Here is a 20,055-nt window from a genome sequence, read left to right on the forward strand (position 1 = left end):
GCTCCGCCGACCGGGGGCTATTCGTCGGGTGAATGGCTTCGCCTTTGGGACTTGCCAATCCGCACACGGCCGCTTTCCAGCCGCACACGGCCAGCGGCCAGCAACCGCAGCACGTGCGGGTAGGCCTCTTTCTCGGCTTCAAAAACCCGGGCTCCGAGGGTGTCGGCTGTGTCGTCCTCGAACACGGGTACGGGCGTCTGCCAGATGATGGGGCCGGCGTCGTAATGGTTGTCGACGAAGTGCACCGTCACGCCGGTGACCTTGCAGCCCCGTTCGATGACGGCCGTGTGGACGCGGTGGCCGTACATGCCGGGTCCGCCGAACGCGGGCAAGAGCGAAGGGTGGATATTCACGACCCGGCCCGCGAAGTCGTCCGGAACGGGAATGAGCTTTAGCCAGCCGGCCATCGCGACGAAGTCGACGCCCTCCGTGCGGCACCGCGAAAACACGGCGGCGCCGAACAGCTCGTCGTCGGCGTGGTCGGATCGACGCACGACGGAAACCGGAACGCCGGCCGCCTCGGCGTGGGCGATGCCGCCGGCCTTCGCGGTGGAGGAGATCACCAGCGCGATCTCGACCGGCAGCTGATCCTCTGCGATCAGCTCAAGAAGGTTCTTCAGCGTCCGGCCCCCGCCGGAGATCAGCACGGCGATCTTCATTCGGATTGACCACGACGGGCACGACGGCTCGATCGGCAAGGCCGGTCGGCAGCGGCTCGCTCTGCGGGCTGGCCGTCGTGTCTCTTGTGTCCTTGGTGATTCATTCTAAGGATCGACACGGACAGTTAGCGTCGCCGGGTGGTCGCCGATGGTGACGTCGGCCGGGTCGGCGCCGTCGACGGGGGTAAACCCGAGGGACTTGGCGAGCGTCTCCTCAGCGACCATCGGGCCGAACTGCTCGACCGCCTTGCGGAGCTCGTCCGATTCGGTTTGGACGCCCACCTCGATCCGGTCGGTGAACTCGCAACCAATCTCTTTGCGGCGGTCTTGGATGACCCGCTTGAGGTCTTGGGCCAGGCCCTCTCGGACGAGGTCCGGCGTGAGCTCGGTCGAGAGCACCACCACCACGCCGCGGTCGTTGGCGGCGGCCCAGCCCTCCTTCGCGGTGATGCGGACCTCGACCTCCTCGGGCGAGAGCTGCACCTCTTGGCCGTCGACGACTAGGTCGATCTTGCCGTTGTCGCGTAGGTTCGCCAGCAGCTCGGAGCCGCTCTGCTCGTTCAGGGCCTTCTTCACCTTCGGCATGAGCTTGCCGAGCTTCTTGCCGAGCAGCTTGAAGTTTGGCAGCACCTCGTGCTCGACGTACTTCTCCGGCGTGTCAGAGTACTCGACCGCTTTGACGTTCAGCTCGCCGGCGATCACGTCGGCGTGCTGTTCGAGCCACGCCTGGTGCTCCGTGCTCGCGAGGATGACCTCGACCTTCGACAGCGGTTGGCGGACCTTGAGCGACGCCTCGTTGCGCGCCCGCAACCCGAGCGACGCGATCAGCCGCACCAGGCTCATCCGCTCGGAGAGCTGCTCGTCGACGAGCGAAGGGACCGCCGCCGGGTAGTCGGCTAAGTGAACTGACTCGGGCGCGGCGTCGCGGAACGGCCCCGCCAGGTTGCGCCACATGGCCTCGGCCAAGAACGGCGTGAACGGCGCGATCAGCTTCGCGGTTTCGATGAGGCACTCGTAGAGCGTCCAGTAGGCGTCGAGCTTGTCGGTCGATCGCTTCTCCTTCGCCCAGAACCGGTCGCGGCTGCGGCGGACCCACCAGTTGGACAGCGCGTCGACGAACTCGGTGATGACCTGCCCGGCGCCGAAGTTGTCGTACGCGTCCATCCGCTCGGTCACGGCGGCCACGGTGCGGTGCAACTCAGAGAGGACCCAGCGGTCGAGCTCGTCACGCTCGGTGATAGGCCGGTAGCTTTCGGCGGAGGCGAACTCCGTGCCGGTGATCTCCAGTGTCGCTTCCGCCCCTGACTCACGTCGGGGGCTCGCGGTCAAACCGCCCTCTGCCGTCTGCCCTCCGCCTACTTCTTCTGCTGGGTCGAACCCGTCGATGTTCGCGTAGATCACGAAGAAGCTGTAGCAGTTCCACAGCCGGAGCAGGAACTCGGGGATCGAGTCCTTGATCGCCTGCTCGCTGTAGCGGATCGAGGTCCACGGCGGCTGGTTGGTGAGCAGGTACCAGCGGAGCGCGTCGGCCCCGTACTTGTCAAAGATCTCCGACGGCTCGCGGTAGTTCCGCTTGCTCTTGGACATCTTCTGCCCGTCCTCGCCGAGCATCAGGCCGAGGACGATGCAGGTCCTAAAGGGATGAGGAACGAGCGGCGAGGGGTGAGGGGTGGCTGTCGGCTGCCGGCTGTCAGCCGTCGGCTTCTCCGCCTGTCGCCCGCTGCCCGCTGCCTGCTCCGTGCCCCATAGCATCGTGCTGATCGCAAGCTGGGAGTAGAACCAGCCGCGGGTTTGGTCGAGGGCTTCGGAGATGAAGTCGGCGGGGAACTGCTCGGAGAAGCGTTGCGCCGCTCCGCCGCAGGGGCCGACACCGCCCGGCTGCGGCTGTGACGGCTGGGTTGCGCCTTCTCCATCGCCGCGGTAGCCCCATTGGGCAAAGGGCATCGCGCCGGAGTCGTACCAGCAATCGATCACCTCCGAGACGCGTCGCATGCGGCCGCTGCATCCCTTCTCATCGCAGTCGAACTCGATCGCGTCGATGTACGGCTTGTGCACGCGGAGGTCGTCCGGCAGGTCAGGGTCGTTCGTTTTCGCGGCCTGCCAAACCTCGAAGCCTTTCGCGCCCGGCAACGATTGCAGCTCGTCGTAACCGCCTACGGCCGCCTGCCTTCCGCAGACTCCACACTCCCAGATCGGCAGCGGCGTGCCCCAGAACCGCTCGCGGCTGAGCGCCCAGTCGACGTTCGACTCGAGGAACTTGCCCATCCGACCCGACTTGATGTGCTCGGGCAGCCAGTTGATGGCGGCGTTGTTCTCGAGCATCGCCTCCTTGTACGCGGTGGTCTTGATGAACCAGCTCTCGCGCGGGTACTGGATCAGCGGGTCCTCTTCGGCGCGCCAGCAGAACGGGTAGTCGTGCAGGTACTGCTCTTGGTGGAACAGCAGGCCGCGCTCTTTGAGATTGCGTGTGATGTCCTTGTCGCAGCCCTTCACCCAGCGGCCCCGCACGAAGTCGGGCGCTTCGCTGGTGAATTTGCCGTCGGGACCGACACAGTTGATGAGCTCCGGGCCGGTCCCTTCGACAAAGCGCGCCCGCTCGGCGACCAGCACGTCGTAGTCGACCTCGCCAAAGGCCGGCGCCTGGTGCACCACGCCCGAGCCGCTGTCTGTCGTGACGAAATCGGCCGCAACCACGCGCCAAGCGACGTGCTGTTCGCCCCCCTCCTTGAGGCGCCCGATCTGGCCACCGCCGAGGTCGAAGGGCCGGTCGCCGACTTGGCTCCCCTCTTGCTCGCGAAGCATCTGCCGGCGCCGGGCCGCGGCCAGCGTGTAGTAGCACTCGAACGGCGGCACGTAACGCCGCCCGACGAGTTCGCTCCCCTGGCGGGTCTCGACGATTTCGAGATCTTGCTTGGTCTTCTCGCCGATCGCAGCGACGAGGTCCTTCGCCATGATCAGCTTTTCTTGGCGATCCTTGGCGAGCTCGGCGCCTTGGCGGCTCCCTTCTACGGCATCGACCACGCGCACCGTCGCGTACTCGATGTCGGGATGCACCGCCGCAAACTGATTCGAGGGAAGCGTCCACGGCGTGGTGGTCCAGACGACGAGCGACGTCGTCGACGGCAGCCCGTCCTCCAGCAGGGGGAACTTCACGTACACGCTCGGGTCGGCCACCTGCCGGTATCCCTGGCCCACCTCCCCCGAAGAGAGCGCCGTGCCACCCTGCGCCCACCACCAGACGATTTTGTGCCCCTGGTACAAGAGGCCGCGGTCGAAGAGCTCTTTCAAACTCCACCACACGCTCTCGACGTACGACTCGTGGTACGTGACGTACGCCTCGTCGAGGTTGACCCAGAAGCCCAGCCGCTCGGTGAGCCGCTCCCACTCCTTCATGTAGCGCCAGACCGACTTCTGACACTTCTGGATAAAGGGCTCGACGCCGAAGGCCTCGATCTCTTCTTTGGAGTGGATGCCGAGCTCTTTGCAGACCTCGACCTCGACCGGAAGGCCGTGCGTGTCCCAACCCGCTTTACGCTCGCAGCGGTAGCCCCGCATCGTGCGGTAGCGGGGGAACACGTCCTTGATCGTCCGCGTCAGGCAATGGCCCGGGTGGGGCATGCCGTTGGCCGTCGGGGGGCCCTCGTAGAAAACGAAAGGCTCGGCGCCGGCGCGGCGGTCGAGCGAGCGCTGGTAAACGTCACGGTCTTTCCAGAAGCGGAGGGTCTCCTCTTCCAGCTTCGGGAAGCTGACGGCGCCTTCGACGGGGGAAAACATGCGGTGGGGGCGGACAGCTGTCGGCTGTCATCGATCGGCTGCGGGGACTTGGGGCGAAGGGCCTATTGTCTCTGCAATCCTCGGCGCGCATAGGCCAAGCCCGGGCGAGGCTCGGAAGAGCCCCCCAATGGAACGGCGTGCCTCCCCGCCTGAGGGCTCGCGCTAGGCAGCCGCAGCGCCGGCCCCCGGGCCGGTCAGTCGTCGCCTTCGTCGAAGTCCTCGTCGTCGGAGAACGAGTCGCCGCCTTTGCCGGAGTCGTCGTCCTCGTCGTCCAGTTCCTGCTCAGACACGTCGGCGTTGACGTCGAACTGATCGTCCTCGTCGTCTTGGAACTCCTCGCCGAACCCGTCGTCCTCCGGCTCGTCGTCCCACTCTTCTTCGAAGTCGTCATCGAAGTCGTCGTCGAAATCGTCGTCCTCGAAGTCGTCGAACGGGTCCGACGACGCCGCCTCGGTGGGCGCCAAGTCGCCCTCGCCGAACCAGCCGCCGGCGGGCTGGCCGATGGGCAACGCTTCTTGCTCGGGGGGCGTCAAGGGAGCGGGGGCGGCGAGCATGTCAGCGGGTCCTGCAGGCGCAGTGGAAAGGTACGGGAAGGACGATTCTACGCGTCCGGAACCGGCCGGGGCGGCCGAACCGGTTGACCCCCCGCCGGGGGCGATTTCTTATTACCCCCGCAAGCAGCTGTCAACTAGCCGAACCGACGCCGGAGCGGAAACGGTGAGCCCTCCAGAAACCTCCCCGCGGATCGACGTGATCGCCGTCGGCGCCCACCCGGACGACGTCGAGATCGGCTGCGGCGGCACGCTGGCGAAATTGGCGGAACAGGGCTACCGGGTTGGGATCGTGGACCTGACCGACGGCGAGCCGACGCCCGCCTCGCCCGGACCCGACGTGCGGCTCGCCGAGGCCCGCCGGGCGGCCGAACTCCTGGGCGTTCACGAGCGTGTCACGCTTGAGTTGCCCAACCGCCGGCTGATGGACGGCTTCGACGAGCGGGTGGCGCTGGCGAAGGTCTTCCGCCGCTGGCGGCCTAGGCTCGTGCTCGGCCTCGGCGACCGCACGCCGATGGCCTCACCCGACCATTGGCAGGCGATGCAGATCACCGACGCCGCCGTGTTCTACTCGCGGCTGACGAAGTGGGATCAACATTTCGACGGGCTCCCGACGCACCGCATCGACGGTCAGCTCTATTATTCGCTCTCGTTCTACACTCTCGAGCCACCCGTGGTCGGCGACACATTCGTTGTCGATATCGGGACAACGCTCGACAAGAAGCTCTCGGCTATCCGCGCGTACGAAACGCAATTCCCGCCCGAGAAACAACAGATTTTTGAACGCGTCGAAGCGATGAACCGCTGGTTCGGCCACACCGCGGGTTTCGCCGCTGGCGAGCGCTTGGCGAGCCCACGGGCGATCGGGGTCACCGACTTGATGGCGAGCCTGCGGCTGGCGGACTGACGCGCGCCGCCACGGCACTTCGAGTCGGCGGGGGCGCCCGTTCAGTACCCGTGGTGCGCTGCGCCGTGGAGTTTGGCTTGCTCCTCGTAGGTGAGCCCAGCCACCGGCGCGTCGGCGAAGCCGTGGTCGCGGGTCAGATGGACGGCGAAGGTCATGCCCTCGACGGTCGCCTCGGGGGGCTCGACGGTGGCTAGCCAGACGCTCAGTTCGGCCGCTGTAAGGCTCCTCAGCCAGCGGCTCGGAGGTCGCCCATGACGCAACCGACGAGCCTCGACCGCGTCGGGCCCGGGCGCCTCGACGGCAGCCGGCACGCTGTCCTCGCCGTGCGGTTCGCCGAGCTGCTCTGCCCCGTCGGCCGCCAGCCCCCCATTGTCCGCTTCGAGGCGGAAACGCTCGGGAACGGCTTCCTCGTCTAGGTAGCCCTTCCCCCCTTCAAGAGGTTCGCCGGTCCGGCGGTGCACGGGGGTCGTCATCCCGGTCAGCCGCCACTGGCCACCGAGGTACTCCTCACGTTGCACCCAACGCCACGTGTGGTTGTGAGTAGCCTGCCAGTGGACCGGCATGGCCGGGGCCACAAACGGTTCGGGCAACGCCGGCGGCGGAGGTGCGGGCACTTCGGTCGACCGCATCAGGGCGGCGGCCATCGCGTCGAGGGACTCCGCACGAAGCCGTTCGCCCACGCCGAACAGCCCCATGCCGATCCAGAACGCGAAGCGGCGTCGGGTCATCGAAGTGGGACCTTGGGAGGGCTGAACGGATCACGACGATCCATTCTGCGCCGCAACGCGCGCGGGACGGCCCCGGCCAAGGCCTCGTCTGCTTGAACCTTTTCGCCGGGATCGGTGCAGCCCGCACGACCCTCCCGAGGCGCCTACCGCCCGGCGGCCAAGATGCGTTCGGTAACGGAGTCGGGCGTCTCGTCTGGGGCCACATCGACGAACCGGCTCTCGCTGAGACTGCGGAACCAAGTCCCCTGCCGCTTCGCGAAGCGGCGCGTCCGCGCCTGCACCCGCTCGATGGTCTCCGCCAGGCCGTACTCGCCGGCCAGGTGCTGTAGCACCTCGCGGTACCCGACTGCTTGGCTGGCGCTCCGCCCCAAGGGCCGGCCGTGGGCGGTCAGCGCGCGGACCTCGTCCACCAAGCCTTCGGACATCATCGCTTCGACTCGGGCCTCGATCCGCTTGTGCTGGTCCGAGCGATCCCGCTTGAGAACAAACACCCGGCACTCGTCGGCCGGACGCGCGTCGTCGAACTGCATCTGCTGATGGCTGATCGGCTCTCCGGTCGCCCGGAAGACCTCAAGCGCCCGAACGATACGGCGGGCGTCGTTGGGGTGGATGTTCGACGCGGCGACCGGGTCGACCAGAGCAAGCCGCTCGTGCAAGACCGCCGCCCCTTCTCGCGACAGCTCCTGTTCGAGGTCGCGACGCAACTCCCAGTTTGCCGCGGGGCCGTCGAAGAGCCCGCGGATTAGGCACTTCAGGTACATCGGCGTGCCGCCTACGAACAGCGGCTTCCGACCGCGGAGAATCACGTCGCGGGCGGCGGCTTCGGCGGCCGCGCGGTACTCGGCCACGCTGAACTCTTCGTGCGGGTCTCGCAGGTCGATCAGGTGGTGCGGCACGCGGCGTTGGGACTCCGCGTCGGGCTTGGCGGTGCCGATGTCCATGCCGCGGTAGACCGCCATCGAATCGAGCGACAGGATCTCGGCCCCCAGCCGCTCCGCGAGGGCCAGCCCCACCGAAGTCTTCCCCGAAGCGGTAGCGCCGGTCAGGAACCAGCATTCGGCGGCGAAATCGATCGGAGTGGCGGGCATCGCTTCGACTGTAGTTCTCGCTTTTCTAACCGCGGCGCGGCGGCTGATCGCCCCGTCGGAACCGCACGACGGACCGCCCTCCATCCGGGCGGCGGTCGATTGCCGCCGGCCCCGGCGGCATCTAAGCTGGCGGGCTCGCCGACTCGTGCCAACCCGCCCCCTGCCCACAGATCGTACCCGTGAGTCCCCCGCCGCGACCGCTGGACGCTTTGCAGACGACCATCCGCGAGCGCGCCGCCTCGGCCGACGCGGGGTCTTCGTGGACGGCCAAGCTGCTCGCGGGGGGCTTGCAGGAGATCGGGCCGAAGGTCACCGAAGAGGCAGGCGAGCTTGTCGAAGCGGCCGGCGAGCCGGGCGAGGCGGGGCGGGAGCACTTCGTTTACGAAGCGGCCGATTTGCTCTACCACGCGATGGTCCTCTTCCGGTGGCGCGGCGTCGATCTCGAAGAAGTCGAACAAGAGCTCCAACGCCGGTTCGGCACGTCCGGACTGACCGAGAAAGCGAGTCGTCGGTAGACCGCGTCAGCCACCGGACAGTTCGCCCCTGCTCGCCCGCCGGAACCAGCCGAAACCAGCGCCGCAAATGCCTTCCCCGCTCCGCATCGGTGTTCCTAGCAAGGGCCGGCTCGCCGAATTGGCGACCGATTTGCTCGCCGACGCCGGCTTGAAGTTCCGCCGCCAGAACCGCGACCTGTTCGCCCGTGTGAAATCGGCCGCCGGCATCGATGGCGTGATCGACGTCACGTTCCTGCGGACCGACGACATTCCGATCCTCTGCGCCGAGGGAGCGATCGACTTGGGCGTCACCGGCAGCGACTTGGTGGAGGAGGCCGGTGTCACGCGCCCCATGGCGGACCGCCCCGCCGTCGAGGTCCGCAAGCAGCTCGGCATGGGGGCGTGCCGGCTTGCGATCTGTGTGCCCGAGTCGAGCCCGGTCGTCGAGCCGAAGGACTTGGCCGGCGACCGCATCGCGACCAGCTTTCCTACGGTCACACGCGACTACCTGAACAAGCACGGCGTCACGTGCCACATCGTCGAGCTCACCGGCTCGGTTGAAGTGATGATCGCCCTGGGTGTCGCCGACGCGGTCGTCGACTTGGTCGAAACCGGCAGCACGCTGGCCGCCAACAAGCTGCGGATACTCGACGAGATCGGCTCCTATGAAACGGTGCTGATCCAGAACCCGTCGACGAGCCACCGGCAACTCTGCGACCAAATCGTCCGTCGCGTCGAGGGCGTGATCATCGCGCGCGGGTATTCCCTGCTCGAGTACAACCTGCCCGAGGGCAAGCTCGCCGAAGCGGAGAAGATCACTCCCGGCTTCGATTCCCCCACGGTGAATCGACTCGACGCCGCAGGCTGGGTCGCGGTGCGAGCGATGGTCAAGCGGGGCGAGGTGATCGACGCGATGGAGCGGCTGGAAAAACTCGGAGCGCACGCCATCCTCGAGACCGCGATAAAGAACTGCCGGCTGTAAGCCGGGCGCCGCTGGTCGGCGGGCCGTGTCGGCTCGCGAGCGGGCGCCCCGGTTGCCCCATCAGGAGGCTCGAGCCTTGGCTGGTAAGGACGTCGGAGATCGGATCGGCCCCTACCAACTCGTGGCGGTGCTCGGCACGGGCGGGGCGGGGAAAGTCTTTAGGGCGGCCTGGAAACCCACCGAGGGCGAAGCCGAGGAGTCGCCGCCCGACCACCCGCCCGAGGTGGCCCTCAAGCTGCTGCGGCCGGAGCACGCGGCCAACGAAGCAATCTTCAACCGGTTTGTCCGTGAGATCGGCGTCGCGCAAGCGATCGATCACCCGCACATCTTGCGGCACGTCGATTCCGGGCTGGCGGAGGATTACCTCTTCTACGCGATGGAAATCGCCCCCTACGGGTCGCTGCAAGAGGTCCTGCGTCGTCGGAACAGCCTGCCCTGGCGCGACGCCGTCGAGGGGGCGATCCACGTCGCCGCCGCGCTTGGCGCGCTGCACGACCGCGGGGTGGTCCACCGCGACCTCAAGCCCGGCAACATCTTCCTGGCCGATGACGGCGCCCTCAAGCTCGGCGACTTCGGCCTAGCGCTCAAAGACGACGCCGAACGCCTGACGATCTCCGGGCAGACCGTCGGCTCGGTCCGCTACATGGCGCCGGAGCAGGTCCGCGGGCGACGCGACATCGACGGCCGGGCGGACCTGTACGCGCTGGGGTGCGTGTTGTTCGAGTCGGTCGCTGGGCGGGGGCCGTTCACCGGGTCCGACGCGATCGAGTTCTTCCGCCAACACGTGAACGAGCCGCCACCCAAGCTACGCTCGGTTGCGCCGACCGCGCCGGCTTCGTTGGAAGACTTGGTCGACCGCCTGCTCGCCAAAGACCGCGACGACCGGCCGCCGACGGCGCAAGCGGTCGTCGAGGCCCTGCAAGCGATCCTGTCGGCCCCCGACGGAGAGGTCGACAACCTCGCCGATTCGCTCACCGGCGCGCCCGCCGCGATCGAACCGCTGCCGAGCCTCGACGACAGCGACGCGGAGTTCGACGCGGCGTCCCCGCACGACGAGGAGCCTTACAGCGGGGACGACGCCGACAACGACACGGCCCCGCCGACCGCCTCACCGACGCCGCCCGCGTACGTCGCCCCGGCGGGCGACGCGAGCCTTTCGCGCCGGCTGGCCGAGGGCGGTCCGGAACGCAAAGGCTGCGCAGGCTTGCTGCTCGTCGTGACTGTCGGGCTGGGGACGCTGCTCGTGCTCGTGTGGGCTGGCTAGCGACGAACGGGGCCGCCCCGCTAGGGCTGTGTCGCGGCGCCGGCTTCGGCCTCGGGCGAGCTCGGCTTTCGCCCCGCAATCAGGAGCAACGCCGCTAGGGCGGCTGTCTGCAGCGGCAGCAACACCCACACGCTGATCTTCAGCGCAAGCGGCGCAGTCCCCAACAGCACCACCACGCCCGCCACCGCCAGCGCGTACGGCAGCTGCGTACGCACGTGGGAAATGTGGTCGCAGCCGCTGGCGGTCGACGAGAGAACGGTTGTGTCGGATATCGGCGAGCAGTGGTCGCCAAAGATCGCGCCGGCCAGCACACCGCCAAGCGACGCGAGGAACAGCGGCGCAGCGGTCGGGTCGCCAACGCCATCGGCCGCCGCCGCGTACGCGATCGGAACGACCATCGGCACGACAAGGCCCATCGTGCCGAAGCTCGTGCCCGTGCAGAACGCGACCACCGCGGACAACAGGAACACCCCGGTCGGCAACACGGCCTTGAGGGCCGCGCTCGGGGCGTCGCCGTCGGCGCCCAGCAGCTGCTGGGAGAGGTACTCGCCCGTGTAGAGCCGCGTGTCGGAGTACTCGTAGGGGGTGGTCGTGGGCGCGCCGTCGACGTCGCGGTTGCCGGTCATCCGCGACATCGCCCCCGCGAACCAAAGGATTGCAACCGCGGGCAGCACAACCACCACGCCCCGCACCAGGGCGGCTGTGGTCTCTTCAGGCGGCAACAGATTCCGCGCCCGCACCATGGCGACCGCCACGCCGAGCCCCACGAGCCCGCCGTACATGAGGGCCATACCCGAATCGGCCGAGCCGAACACGTCACGCAACAGGGCCAGCGTCGACCCGCCCGAGTCGTAGCCCGCGGGCAGACTCGCTTGCCCGCTGACCCACAACAATGCGGTAACGGTCGCCAAGGTCGCCACGAGGGGGACCACCGCGTTCGACCAGTGGGTTGGTTGAGGGAGCGCCGCGTCGTCGTCGTGGGCCTCCGTTGAAACCGGCGGCTCCCGCCTAGCGCGCTCCTCCGCGGCGTGCATCGGGCCGAAGTCCCGTCCGATGAGCGCCACCAGCGGAACGAAGAGCAGGGCCTGGATCACGTAGAACCGGTAGGGCAGGCAAGCGACGAACAGGCCGAAAGCGCTGGCGCCCCCCTCGCCGAGCGGCTGGCCCGGCAGGTTGTCGAGTCCCTCCTGGATGTAAGAGATCTCGACCGCGACCCAGGTCGAGACGATCGCCAGCCCCGCGACCGGCGCGGCGGTCGAATCGACCAGGTAAGCGAGCTTCTCGCGCGACATCCGCAGCCGGTCGAACACCGGCCGCAGCGCCCCGCCTAGCAAGAGCGTGTTCGCGTAGTCGTCGAAGAAGACCACCAGGCCGAGGACCCAGCCGGTCAGTTGCGCGCTGCGGGGGCCGCGCGCCAGGGGCGTCATCAACTGGACGAGGCCCTGCATGCCGCCGGCCGCGTGGAGCAGCCCGACCATCGCGCCCATTGCCATCGTGAACGAGAACAGCCGCAGCTTTCCCGGCTCGATGAACGTGCTCCAGAGGTGGACCTCGAAGAGATCGACGACCGCCTCGACGGGGTCGCCACCGGTCGTGAGCAACGCGCCGCCGAACAGGCCGACGAGCACCGAGAACAGTATCCGGCGGGTGATGATCGCCAGGACCACCGCGATGACTGGCGGGGCGAGGCTCAGCAGGCCGTAGGGGTGCATCCGGTTCCGTGGTGGCGTTCGGGCAAAGAGGGAGTCGCGCCTGTCGGCGGATTTTGTCCGACCGGGCCGATTTCGTCTTTCCCCTTGACGCGCCAGGGGTCGCCGTGCGACACTCCCATAGACACGCAAGGGGAACAAGATGGCCGACCGGAGAGACACGCCGCTGCCCCAAGGGAGCCTCGATCTGCTCGTCCTGCAGACGCTCGACGGCGGCCCGAAGCACGGCTACCAGATCGCGCGGCACATCTTCTCTGCCAGCGGTGATTTGCTGCGCGTCGAGGAAGGTTCCCTCTACCCCGCCTTGCACCGCCTGGAGCGCCGTGGCTGGGTCGTCAGCGAGTGGGGACAAAGCGAGGCGAACCGGCGGGCGAAGTACTACCGGCTCACCCGCAACGGCCGCTCCCAGCTGAAAACGGAGGTGGCCAGCTGGCGGGCGATGGCCGAAGCGATCGGCAAGGTGATCGAGACCGGCGCGGCCACGCCGCGCCTTGCACGTCCCGCCGCGGAGGCCGTGTGATGCCCGCCCTGCCCTACTGGCTCTACCCGGGCGACGACCGCCCCAGCCAGGAGATCGACGACGAGATCGCCGAGGAGCTGCGGCTGCACGTGAACCTACTCGCGGAAGAGCACGAGCGGCGGGGCATCCCGGCGGGCGAGGCGCAGCGAAGAGCGGCCGAGCAGTTCGGTGACTTCGGCGCAATCGTGCGGCGTTGTCGCCGCGAGAAACAAGGAGACTCCGTGATGGTGAAGCGCGTTCAGGCGTTGCTGATCGGGTTGCTGGTAGTCGCCACTAGCGCCATGGGGTGGTCTCAATGGCAGTTTGCCCACGACATGGTGGGGCAGCAACTCGAGATGCGCGATCAACTGGCAAGCATCGAGGCCGGACTCCGATCACTTGTCACTCCATCGGAGACAATCCGTTCGACAGACGGGCGAGCTGCCGCCGACGACGACGACGCGATCCGCATCCGCGTAGTCGACGACTCGGGAAGCCCGATCGACGAAGCGTCGTTGACGTTCGGGTGGACTAATGCGGAACGCAATTACTTCGACAGTTTTGTCGTGCGGGTCGACGAGGCAGGCGAGCACCAGACGAAGCTTACTTTCCGCGACAAGCAATTGGACAACGTCACCGCAATCGCGCCCGGTCATGCGTTTGTCACCGAGTCGCTGAACAGGCCTTTTCGGCCCGGCGAAACGCTGACGCTGCAACTCCCAAGAGCGGTGGTGCAACGCCTTAAACTGCTTGCCGATATCGACGACGCGGGCGATCCCTTCGAACCCCTAGCGGGAACCGACGGTGGTGGCGATAAGCTCAGGCCGCTGACCGGCGCCACCGTCCGACTGAATTCCAGGTACTCGCAGCCGGGCGAGAGCGGTTCGGCACAGTACCTTCGATTGCAAACTACGGCCGATGAAGAGGGAATCGTTTCGTTCGATTGCCTTGCCGTCGGAGACGCAATATCGCTCACAGCAATCGAACAAAACCAAACGTGGTACGCGAATGGGATCGATACCGACCCTACGAACGACCCTCTCGTAGTAAGAGTTCACCGTCAGCAGGGAACCTTTGGAGGAGGGGGCGGCGCTTTCTGAGCTACGCGTCGCGGCGGCTCGCGAAGCGGGCCAAGTGCGTGAGAGTACGCTTCGCCTCACTGTCTTCAAGGATCGACAGCCGATCGATCGCGCTGTCCGCGTACTGCGTCGCCTTCTGCTTCGCGTACGCGAAGCCGCCGACCGCCTCGACCAGCCGGTGCAGCTCGCGGCGCGACTCGGCCGTCGGCTCGCGGAGCCACTTCTCGAGGTGCACGCGCGGCCCGTTCACGAGGCTGTCGCGGGTGTAGATCAGCGGCAGTGTGAGCTTTTGCTTCGCCAGATCGACGCCGATCGTCTTGCCGGTAGAAGCCTCGTCGCCGGTGAGGTCGAGCAAGTCGTCGGCGATCTGGAACGCCATGCCGAGGTCGCGGCCGAAGGCCTCGAGGGCGTCGGCCACCGGAGCGCTGCCGCCAGCATAGAACGCCCCCAGCCGACAGCAGCACGCGCAGAGCTCGGCGGTCTTGCCTTCGATCATCGCGAGGTAGTCCTCCTCGCTGACCGTGAGGTCGCCCCCGGCCAGAGTCTGCCGGAGCTCGCCGTGGCAGACACGGTTGGTCGACCGGCCGATCAGCCGGCACGCGGTGGCGGCGTCGGCTTCGAGGGTCGAGGCGAGGTAGAACGCGTGCGAGAAGAGGAAATCGCCGAGCAAGACACTCTTCTCGTTGCCCCAGCGGGCGTTGACCGTATCCACGTGGCGGCGGAGCGCGGCCTCGTCGAGCACGTCGTCGTGGACGAGCGTCGCGGTGTGGATCATTTCCACCACCACGCCGAGCAACTCGTGCGCAGGGGTGAGACAGCCAACGGCCTCCCCGCAAAGCAGCACCAGCGCGGGGCGTAGGCGCTTGCCACCGAGGCGGTAGCCGTGGCGGACCACCTCGTCGACGCGGGGGTCCTTGCTCGTCAGCTCGGCCTGAAGCCGCGACTCGACCCGCGTGAGAACCGTCGCCACCGATCCGAGCAAATCCGAAAGGGGAGCGGTGGCGGCTGGGGCCCCGTGCGGCGATTGGGTCGAAGTCGGCATGCGAGCAGTTTAAGTCGGCCGGGGCGGTCGCGTCAGGGCTAGAAAACGGCCCTCTCCTTGCGTACCGCGGCCGCCGTGCTGCGCTTAACCGCCCAGCGACCGGCCGAGAAACCTGCACCATTAACGGCCAGAGGCCCGCTCGCGTTTGCGAGCGGGCCTCTGGCGGCGTTTCAGAAGGGGCGTCCGCCACGGGGCTGGGAAAACCCCGCGGCAGCGACCGCCTCCAGCGGTCGACCCCAGTTATGTGATCCGCCATTGTCGCGGCCGCGGCGAGCGGACGCGGGTGGCTGGCGGCGGCTCGGCCGGGTGCTGGCAGACTCAGACCAGCTCTTTCTTGGCGCCGATCAGCGTCCGTAGCCGTTCGGCAAGCAGGGCCGAATCGAACGGCTTCTTGAACGTCTCGTTGATGGTCGACCGGTCGAAGCTGATGCTCGAGCCGTCGTCCGGCAGCAGGGCGATCAAGATCGTCTCGGCGAAGTCGATGTTGCGACGCAGGTTTTGGCAGATCTGCAACGCCTCGACGTGGCCGATCGAGAAGTCGCAGATGATGCAGTCGGGGTGGAAGCTCTCGGCCTGGATGCCGGCTTCGAACCCGCTGGCGGCGGTCTGCGTGCGGAACGACCTCTCGGCGGGGAGCTCCCGCTTGAGATTCTCGATCAGCACCTGGTCCTGGGCGACGATCAGCACTTTGGCCATCGCCTCGTCCTCCAGGTCGCCCAGCGGCATGCCGTGCTCCTTGAGGAATTTAATCAAGTACTCTCGGGGGATTCGGCGGTCCTGGGAACCGGGGATCCGGTATCCCTTAAGGCGCCCCGAATCAAACCACTTGCTGACGGTGCGCGGGGCGACCTTGCAGATCTTGGCGACCTGACCCGTCGTGAAGACCTTCATCGGGCTCTCCAATTCTCTGTACTGAATGTCCGCTCGTCGCTCAACGCACACGCTGGGTCACGGCGCGCCGCGCGGTTAACCCCTCGCCCGTCGGCGCCTCCGGTGGGGCCGGAGTCGCTTCGTACGCCGCTCCCTTGGAGAGAGTCGGCTACCGACGTGCGTCTGGGTCGGGGTCCTAAAGGGGGGGTTTGTGCTTTCGGTTTGGGTCAGGTCCTTCTGATCCGCTCCGTAGTACTGCTTGCATCGGCTACGGGAGTGGGACGGGCGTTGCCCAATGCGGGCTCTTCGGAGTCGCTTTGGGCGCGGGGCCCGTCACGACCATCAGAACCGGCACAACTCCCCTCGCTCGCGGCGCCCGCTAGCCCTCACGCACGGGCGACGCGCACTCTGCCCGCAGACAGGGTCACTCGCAGGGGGAAGCCCTCTCACCAGGCAGCGGCGATCGACCCGTTGCGTCCGGCCGGGCAGAACCCGGGTCCCGACGCGCACGGGGCGCAGCCGCAGCGGTCCAGTGGATGGATCAAAGGCAGGCTCCCCCCTGCGAGTCTCCCGGGAACCGGCGGGCGAGGCGCCTGGCCTGCCGCCGGAGGGAGACGAACCCATCCGACCCTTATCTTCGTTACAAAACAGGGTGCGACTTTAGCGCGGGCGCCAACCCGCCATTCGGCGCGCTGGCCTCAAGCCGCACGGAGCGCCGGCGCCAGCGGGGCGCCAGGCTGGTCGAGCCGGATAACGCCGTCCTCGCCGACGTCCTCGAATCGCACAGAAATCTGCTTCGACACGCCCGATTCTTGCATCGTCACGCCGTACAGCGTGTCGGCGCCCGCCATGGTGCGCTTGCTGTGCGTGATCACGATGAACTGGGTCTCCCCAAGGAAATCCTTGAGGACCTCTAGAAAGCGGCCCACGTTCGCCTCGTCGAGCGCGGCGTCGACCTCGTCGAGCAAGCAGAAGGGGCTCGGTCGGCTGCGGAATAGAGCGAGCAGCAGGGCGACGCACGTCATTGTCTTTTCGCCGCCTGAGAGCAGCGTCAGGCTTCTCAGCTCCTTGCCGGGCGGGCAAGCGACGATCTCCACCCCCCCATCGAGGGGCCCGGGCGCCGCCTCGCCGTCCGGCGGGTCGACTAGCAGAAGATCCGCCTCGCCGCCGCCGAACAAACGGGCGAACAGCTCGCGGAAGTGCCCGCGGACCGTCTCGAAAGTGGCTTGAAACAGCTCGCGGCTGTCGGCGTCGATCCGGCTGGTGAGCCCGGCGAGGGATTTCTTGGCTTGGCTTAGGTCGTTGTACTGCTCGGAGAGGGTAGCGAAACGTGTCTCTAGCTCGTCGAGTTCCTCCAGCGCCGCCAGGTTGACCGCGCCGGTCGACTCGACCTCCCGGCGGAGCCGATCGATCTCCTCCCGTAGCGCCGACCGATCGACTGGCGGGCGGCCCTCCGGTTCGCGGGCGAAGCGCGGCTCGGTGACGTCGATCCCGTAGTCGTCGCGGACGCGGCGGGCGACCGATTGCGCTTCGAGCTCGGCCCGCTGCGACTGCAACTCGGCGTCGGCGAGCCGACGAGCGACCGCGTCGAGCTCGCCCCGCCCTTGGGCGACGGCCGCCGACAGCTCCGCGACGATCTGCTCGGCCGCCGCGCGGGCCCGCCGGTCTTGGCGGGCGGCTAGCGTGACTTCCTCCAACCGGAGCATCGCGTCGGCGACCCGAGCCGATTCCCGCAGCGATTCACACGCGGACCGCTCGGCCGACCTCTCGGCTTGTCGCCACTCCTTCTCTGCCTGATCGACCCGACCGCGGACCTCCGGCTCACCGCGCCGGGCCCCTTTCGCCTCGGCTCGCAACGACTCGAGCAGCTCGGTGTGCTTCTGGCTTGCTAGAGACAGCTCCTCGACTCGTGTCGCCGTCCGAGCGGCATGCGCCTGGGCCTCGGCGAGCAACCGAGCCGTGTCGGAGGGCGAGCGGTTGCTGCCTGGTGCGGCGGCGAGCCGTTGCAGCCGGCCGGCCAACGCGTCGATGCGCTGCTGGAGCTCTGCAGTCTGGTCGCGGCGCAAAGCCGCTTCTTGTTGGAGCGACAAGAGAGCGGACTGCTGGTGGCGACGTCGTTCCTCCAGTGCAGCGGCCCGTTGGGCGGCCGACGCCAGGTGCTCTCGCTCGATCGCCGCCGCCTCGGTGTGGGCTTCGAGGCGCTGTTCGACTTCGCGTACCGCCGAGCGCAGACGCTCCAGTTCGAGTTGGCTCTCGGCGACGCGGCGCTGGGCGTCGGCTAGCCGCGACTTCAGGCGCTGGGCGTCCTCTCGGCGCGTGAGCAAGCTGGCCGCGGCGTCTCGTGGGCCGCAGACGATAGCGCCGGCCGAGGTGAGCGACTCTCCGCTGAGCGTCACGAAAGACAGGCCGCGCCCGACTCCCTCGGAGAGTCGGACCGCCGTTTCCAAGTCGTCGACAAACCAAGTTCGGCCGAACAGCCGCCGAGCCAGGTCGGCGTGCCGCGGCTCGACCTCAACGAAATCCACGGCCCGGCCCACCACGCCCGGCGTGTCGGAGAGGTCGATCTGGTCGACAGCGAGCGCCGGGGGGCGGCTGTCGAGCGCCTGGAATCCGGCACGAACCGATAAAGCGCCGCCGGCGCCGGCGGCCGACAGCAGCGCGTCGACGAGCCGGCTCCGAGAGTCGACCACCACGTGCTCCGCCCGCTCGGCGAGCGCGGCCTCGACCAGAGGAGCGAAATCCGCCTCGACGTGGATCAGGTCGGCGACGAGGCCTTCGACGCCGAGCCGCGTCGCGGTGGCGTCCGACGCGTCGACCATCCGCCCCACATCGGCGTTGAGCCGCTCCAGCCGCTTCTGCTCGGCCTCGATCGAGGCGAGCGAGTGGCGCAAGCCGACGAGCTCCTCACGCTGCTCGGCGATGCCCTCCGCCTGATGGCTCGCCTCGTTGCGCCGCTCCGCCAACCGGCGGCGATCTCCCGCAATCGCGTGGTCGATCCGGAGGAGGCGATCGGCCGCGGCGTCGCGCTGGCTCGACGCGTCGGCGAGCGCCGCGATCGCCGCGTCGGCTTCTTCGGATTTCTGCCGGGTTTGCCTATCTAGCTCCGCCGCCGCACGCGCCGCGTCGGCCCGGCGTTGCCGGAGGCTCGTGAGCTTGGTCTCGCAACGAACACGCAGCCGGTCCACACGCTCCGCGATCGTCGTTTCGAGCGTATGACGCTTGCGGATCGAGTCCAGCTGCCGCTGGCTTTCCTCCGCCTCACGACGCGCCTCGGCGAGGGCCGACTCGTATTGGCGCGCTGTCTCATCGGCCGCTTGCAGAGCGGCTATCGCTTGGTCGTCCGGGCCGGCGGCGGCCAATTCGCGACGGGCTGCCAGCAAGCGTTGCGCGGAACTCAGCAGGCCATCGGTCGCCTGCCGGCGGTCGGCGTCGGCGGTGGCTGCCCGTCGGGAAGCCTGGGTGACCCGCTGCTGGGCGACCCTCAGCGCTCTGTCGTGGCTCTCGATGCCGGTCGCGGCGGCGCGAGCGTCCGCCAAGCGTTGCTCCTGTTCGGCGATGCCGGCTCTGTCGAGCTCGACCTGCTCGGCTAGCGCATGCCGGGCTTCGGCCAGCCGGCGGCGTTCGGCGGCGAGCCGGCGCCAATCGGCCGCGGCCAATTCGGTGCGGGCCTCCTTGAGCCGCAGCGAGGCCTCTCGGTACCGACGGGCCTTGCCGGCTTGAGCGCGCACGCGCCGCAGGCGCCCCTCGACCTCATCGACGATGTCGGACAGACGCAGCAAGTTCTGCTCGACGCGTTCCAGGCGCCGCGCCGCCTCGCGCTTCTTGAGCCGAAACCGGCTGATCCCGGCCGCCTCTTCTAGCAGCAGCCGCCGCTCGAGGGGCGAAGCCCTGAGGGCCGCGTCGACACGCCCTTGCTCGATGATGCTGTACGAGTCGGCGCCCGCTCCGGTGCCGGCGAGCAACTCGCGGAAGTCGCGCAGCCGGCACGGGCGGCCGTTGACGAGGTACTCGCCCTCGCCGCTGCGGTTCACGCGGCGCGTGAGCCGGACCTCCTCGTGGTCGACATCGGCGAACAGCCGCCGCCCGCCCGCTTCGGGGACGCGGTTGTCGAATGCGAGGGTCACCTCGGCCGAGGCCAGGGGGCTGCGGGACTCGGAGCCGTTGAAGATGACGTCGGTCATCTCCTTGCCCCGCAAGCTCCGCGGGCTCTGCGAGCCCAGGACCCACTTTACCGCGTCGACCACGTTCGACTTGCCCGACCCGTTCGGCCCGACGACGACCGTCACGCCCTGCGGAAACACCAAGCGGGTCTTCTCCGCAAAGCTCTTGAAGCCGACGAGCTGGAGCGAAGTGAGCATCGCGGGGATTGCGGAATTCGGATGACGGGTTGCGGTATGCGGAATGGATCG

15 protein-coding genes are annotated in these 20,055 nt (G+C 68.1%); 6 read left to right on the top strand and 9 right to left on the bottom strand.

Features of this window, described 5'->3' with window-relative positions:
- Window positions 1-17 precede the first annotated feature (17 nt).
- From purN to RIC11_RS01665, 3 genes are all read right to left on the bottom strand, one after another.
- Complete coding sequence (purN, locus tag RIC11_RS01655; protein ID WP_350208085.1) at window positions 18-659, bottom strand: phosphoribosylglycinamide formyltransferase; 642 nt, start codon at window positions 657-659, stop codon at window positions 18-20.
- 105 nt (window positions 660-764) lie between these two features.
- The gene (locus RIC11_RS01660; protein ID WP_350208086.1) at window positions 765-4,433 is read right to left on the bottom strand and encodes an isoleucine--tRNA ligase; all 3,669 of its coding nucleotides are present in this window, start codon (window positions 4,431-4,433) and stop codon (window positions 765-767) included.
- A gap of 194 nt (window positions 4,434-4,627) precedes the next feature.
- Window positions 4,628-4,987 (bottom strand): hypothetical protein, encoded by a 360-nt coding sequence (locus tag RIC11_RS01665; RefSeq protein ID WP_350208087.1) that lies wholly within the window; start codon window positions 4,985-4,987, stop codon window positions 4,628-4,630.
- Window positions 4,988-5,150: 163 nt separating this feature from the next.
- On the opposite strand from RIC11_RS01665, the gene RIC11_RS01670 reads away from it, so the two are divergent.
- Window positions 5,151-5,891 carry a PIG-L family deacetylase gene (locus RIC11_RS01670; protein WP_350208088.1) on the top strand — a complete coding sequence of 247 codons (741 nt, stop codon included), beginning with the start codon at window positions 5,151-5,153 and terminating at the stop codon, window positions 5,889-5,891.
- A gap of 41 nt (window positions 5,892-5,932) precedes the next feature.
- Here RIC11_RS01670 and RIC11_RS01675 read toward each other — a convergent pair whose 3' ends face one another.
- Both RIC11_RS01675 and miaA read right to left on the bottom strand, forming a co-directional pair.
- A complete protein-coding gene (locus RIC11_RS01675) occupies window positions 5,933-6,619 on the bottom strand; it encodes a hypothetical protein (RefSeq protein ID WP_350208089.1) in 687 nt (228 codons plus the stop codon).
- Window positions 6,620-6,762: 143 nt separating this feature from the next.
- Window positions 6,763-7,707 (bottom strand): tRNA (adenosine(37)-N6)-dimethylallyltransferase MiaA, encoded by a 945-nt coding sequence (gene miaA / locus RIC11_RS01680; RefSeq protein WP_350208090.1) that lies wholly within the window; start codon window positions 7,705-7,707, stop codon window positions 6,763-6,765.
- A 209-nt stretch (window positions 7,708-7,916) separates the two neighbouring features.
- Here miaA and hisE point away from each other — a divergent pair, with 209 nt between their 5' ends.
- From hisE to RIC11_RS01695, 3 genes are all read left to right on the top strand, one after another.
- Window positions 7,917-8,222 (top strand): phosphoribosyl-ATP diphosphatase, encoded by a 306-nt coding sequence (gene hisE / locus RIC11_RS01685; protein ID WP_350208091.1) that lies wholly within the window; start codon window positions 7,917-7,919, stop codon window positions 8,220-8,222.
- A gap of 67 nt (window positions 8,223-8,289) precedes the next feature.
- Window positions 8,290-9,183 (top strand): ATP phosphoribosyltransferase, encoded by an 894-nt coding sequence (gene hisG, locus RIC11_RS01690; protein ID WP_350208092.1) that lies wholly within the window; start codon window positions 8,290-8,292, stop codon window positions 9,181-9,183.
- Window positions 9,184-9,259: 76 nt separating this feature from the next.
- Window positions 9,260-10,447 carry a serine/threonine-protein kinase gene (locus RIC11_RS01695; protein ID WP_350208093.1) on the top strand — a complete coding sequence of 396 codons (1,188 nt, stop codon included), beginning with the start codon at window positions 9,260-9,262 and terminating at the stop codon, window positions 10,445-10,447.
- A 20-nt stretch (window positions 10,448-10,467) separates the two neighbouring features.
- On the opposite strand, the gene RIC11_RS01700 is transcribed toward RIC11_RS01695, so the two are convergent.
- Entirely contained in the window at window positions 10,468-12,159 is a 1,692-nt protein-coding gene (locus RIC11_RS01700) for a Na+/H+ antiporter NhaC family protein (protein WP_350208094.1), read from the bottom strand.
- Window positions 12,160-12,298: 139 nt separating this feature from the next.
- Here RIC11_RS01700 and RIC11_RS01705 point away from each other — a divergent pair, with 139 nt between their 5' ends.
- Both RIC11_RS01705 and RIC11_RS01710 read left to right on the top strand, forming a co-directional pair.
- On the top strand, window positions 12,299-12,676 hold the full coding sequence (locus RIC11_RS01705; protein ID WP_350208095.1) for a PadR family transcriptional regulator: 378 nt from the start codon (window positions 12,299-12,301) through the stop codon (window positions 12,674-12,676).
- Entirely contained in the window at window positions 12,676-13,755 is a 1,080-nt protein-coding gene (locus tag RIC11_RS01710) for a permease prefix domain 1-containing protein (RefSeq protein ID WP_350208096.1), read from the top strand. The genes RIC11_RS01705 and RIC11_RS01710 overlap by 1 nt, the downstream gene beginning before the upstream one ends.
- Before the next feature lies 1 nt (window position 13,756).
- On the opposite strand, the gene RIC11_RS01715 is transcribed toward RIC11_RS01710, so the two are convergent.
- The 3 genes from RIC11_RS01715 to smc form a co-directional block, all read right to left on the bottom strand.
- A complete protein-coding gene (locus RIC11_RS01715) occupies window positions 13,757-14,704 on the bottom strand; it encodes a polyprenyl synthetase family protein (protein ID WP_350208097.1) in 948 nt (315 codons plus the stop codon).
- A 390-nt stretch (window positions 14,705-15,094) separates the two neighbouring features.
- Complete coding sequence (locus RIC11_RS01720; RefSeq protein WP_350208098.1) at window positions 15,095-15,667, bottom strand: helix-turn-helix domain-containing protein; 573 nt, start codon at window positions 15,665-15,667, stop codon at window positions 15,095-15,097.
- A gap of 677 nt (window positions 15,668-16,344) precedes the next feature.
- Window positions 16,345-20,004 (bottom strand): chromosome segregation protein SMC, encoded by a 3,660-nt coding sequence (gene smc, locus RIC11_RS01725; protein ID WP_350208099.1) that lies wholly within the window; start codon window positions 20,002-20,004, stop codon window positions 16,345-16,347.
- Between the last annotated feature and the right edge of the window lie 51 nt (window positions 20,005-20,055).

Origin of the sequence: Botrimarina sp. (assembly GCF_040219535.1) — a bacterium.
Lineage (GTDB): Bacteria > Planctomycetota > Planctomycetia > Pirellulales > Lacipirellulaceae > Botrimarina.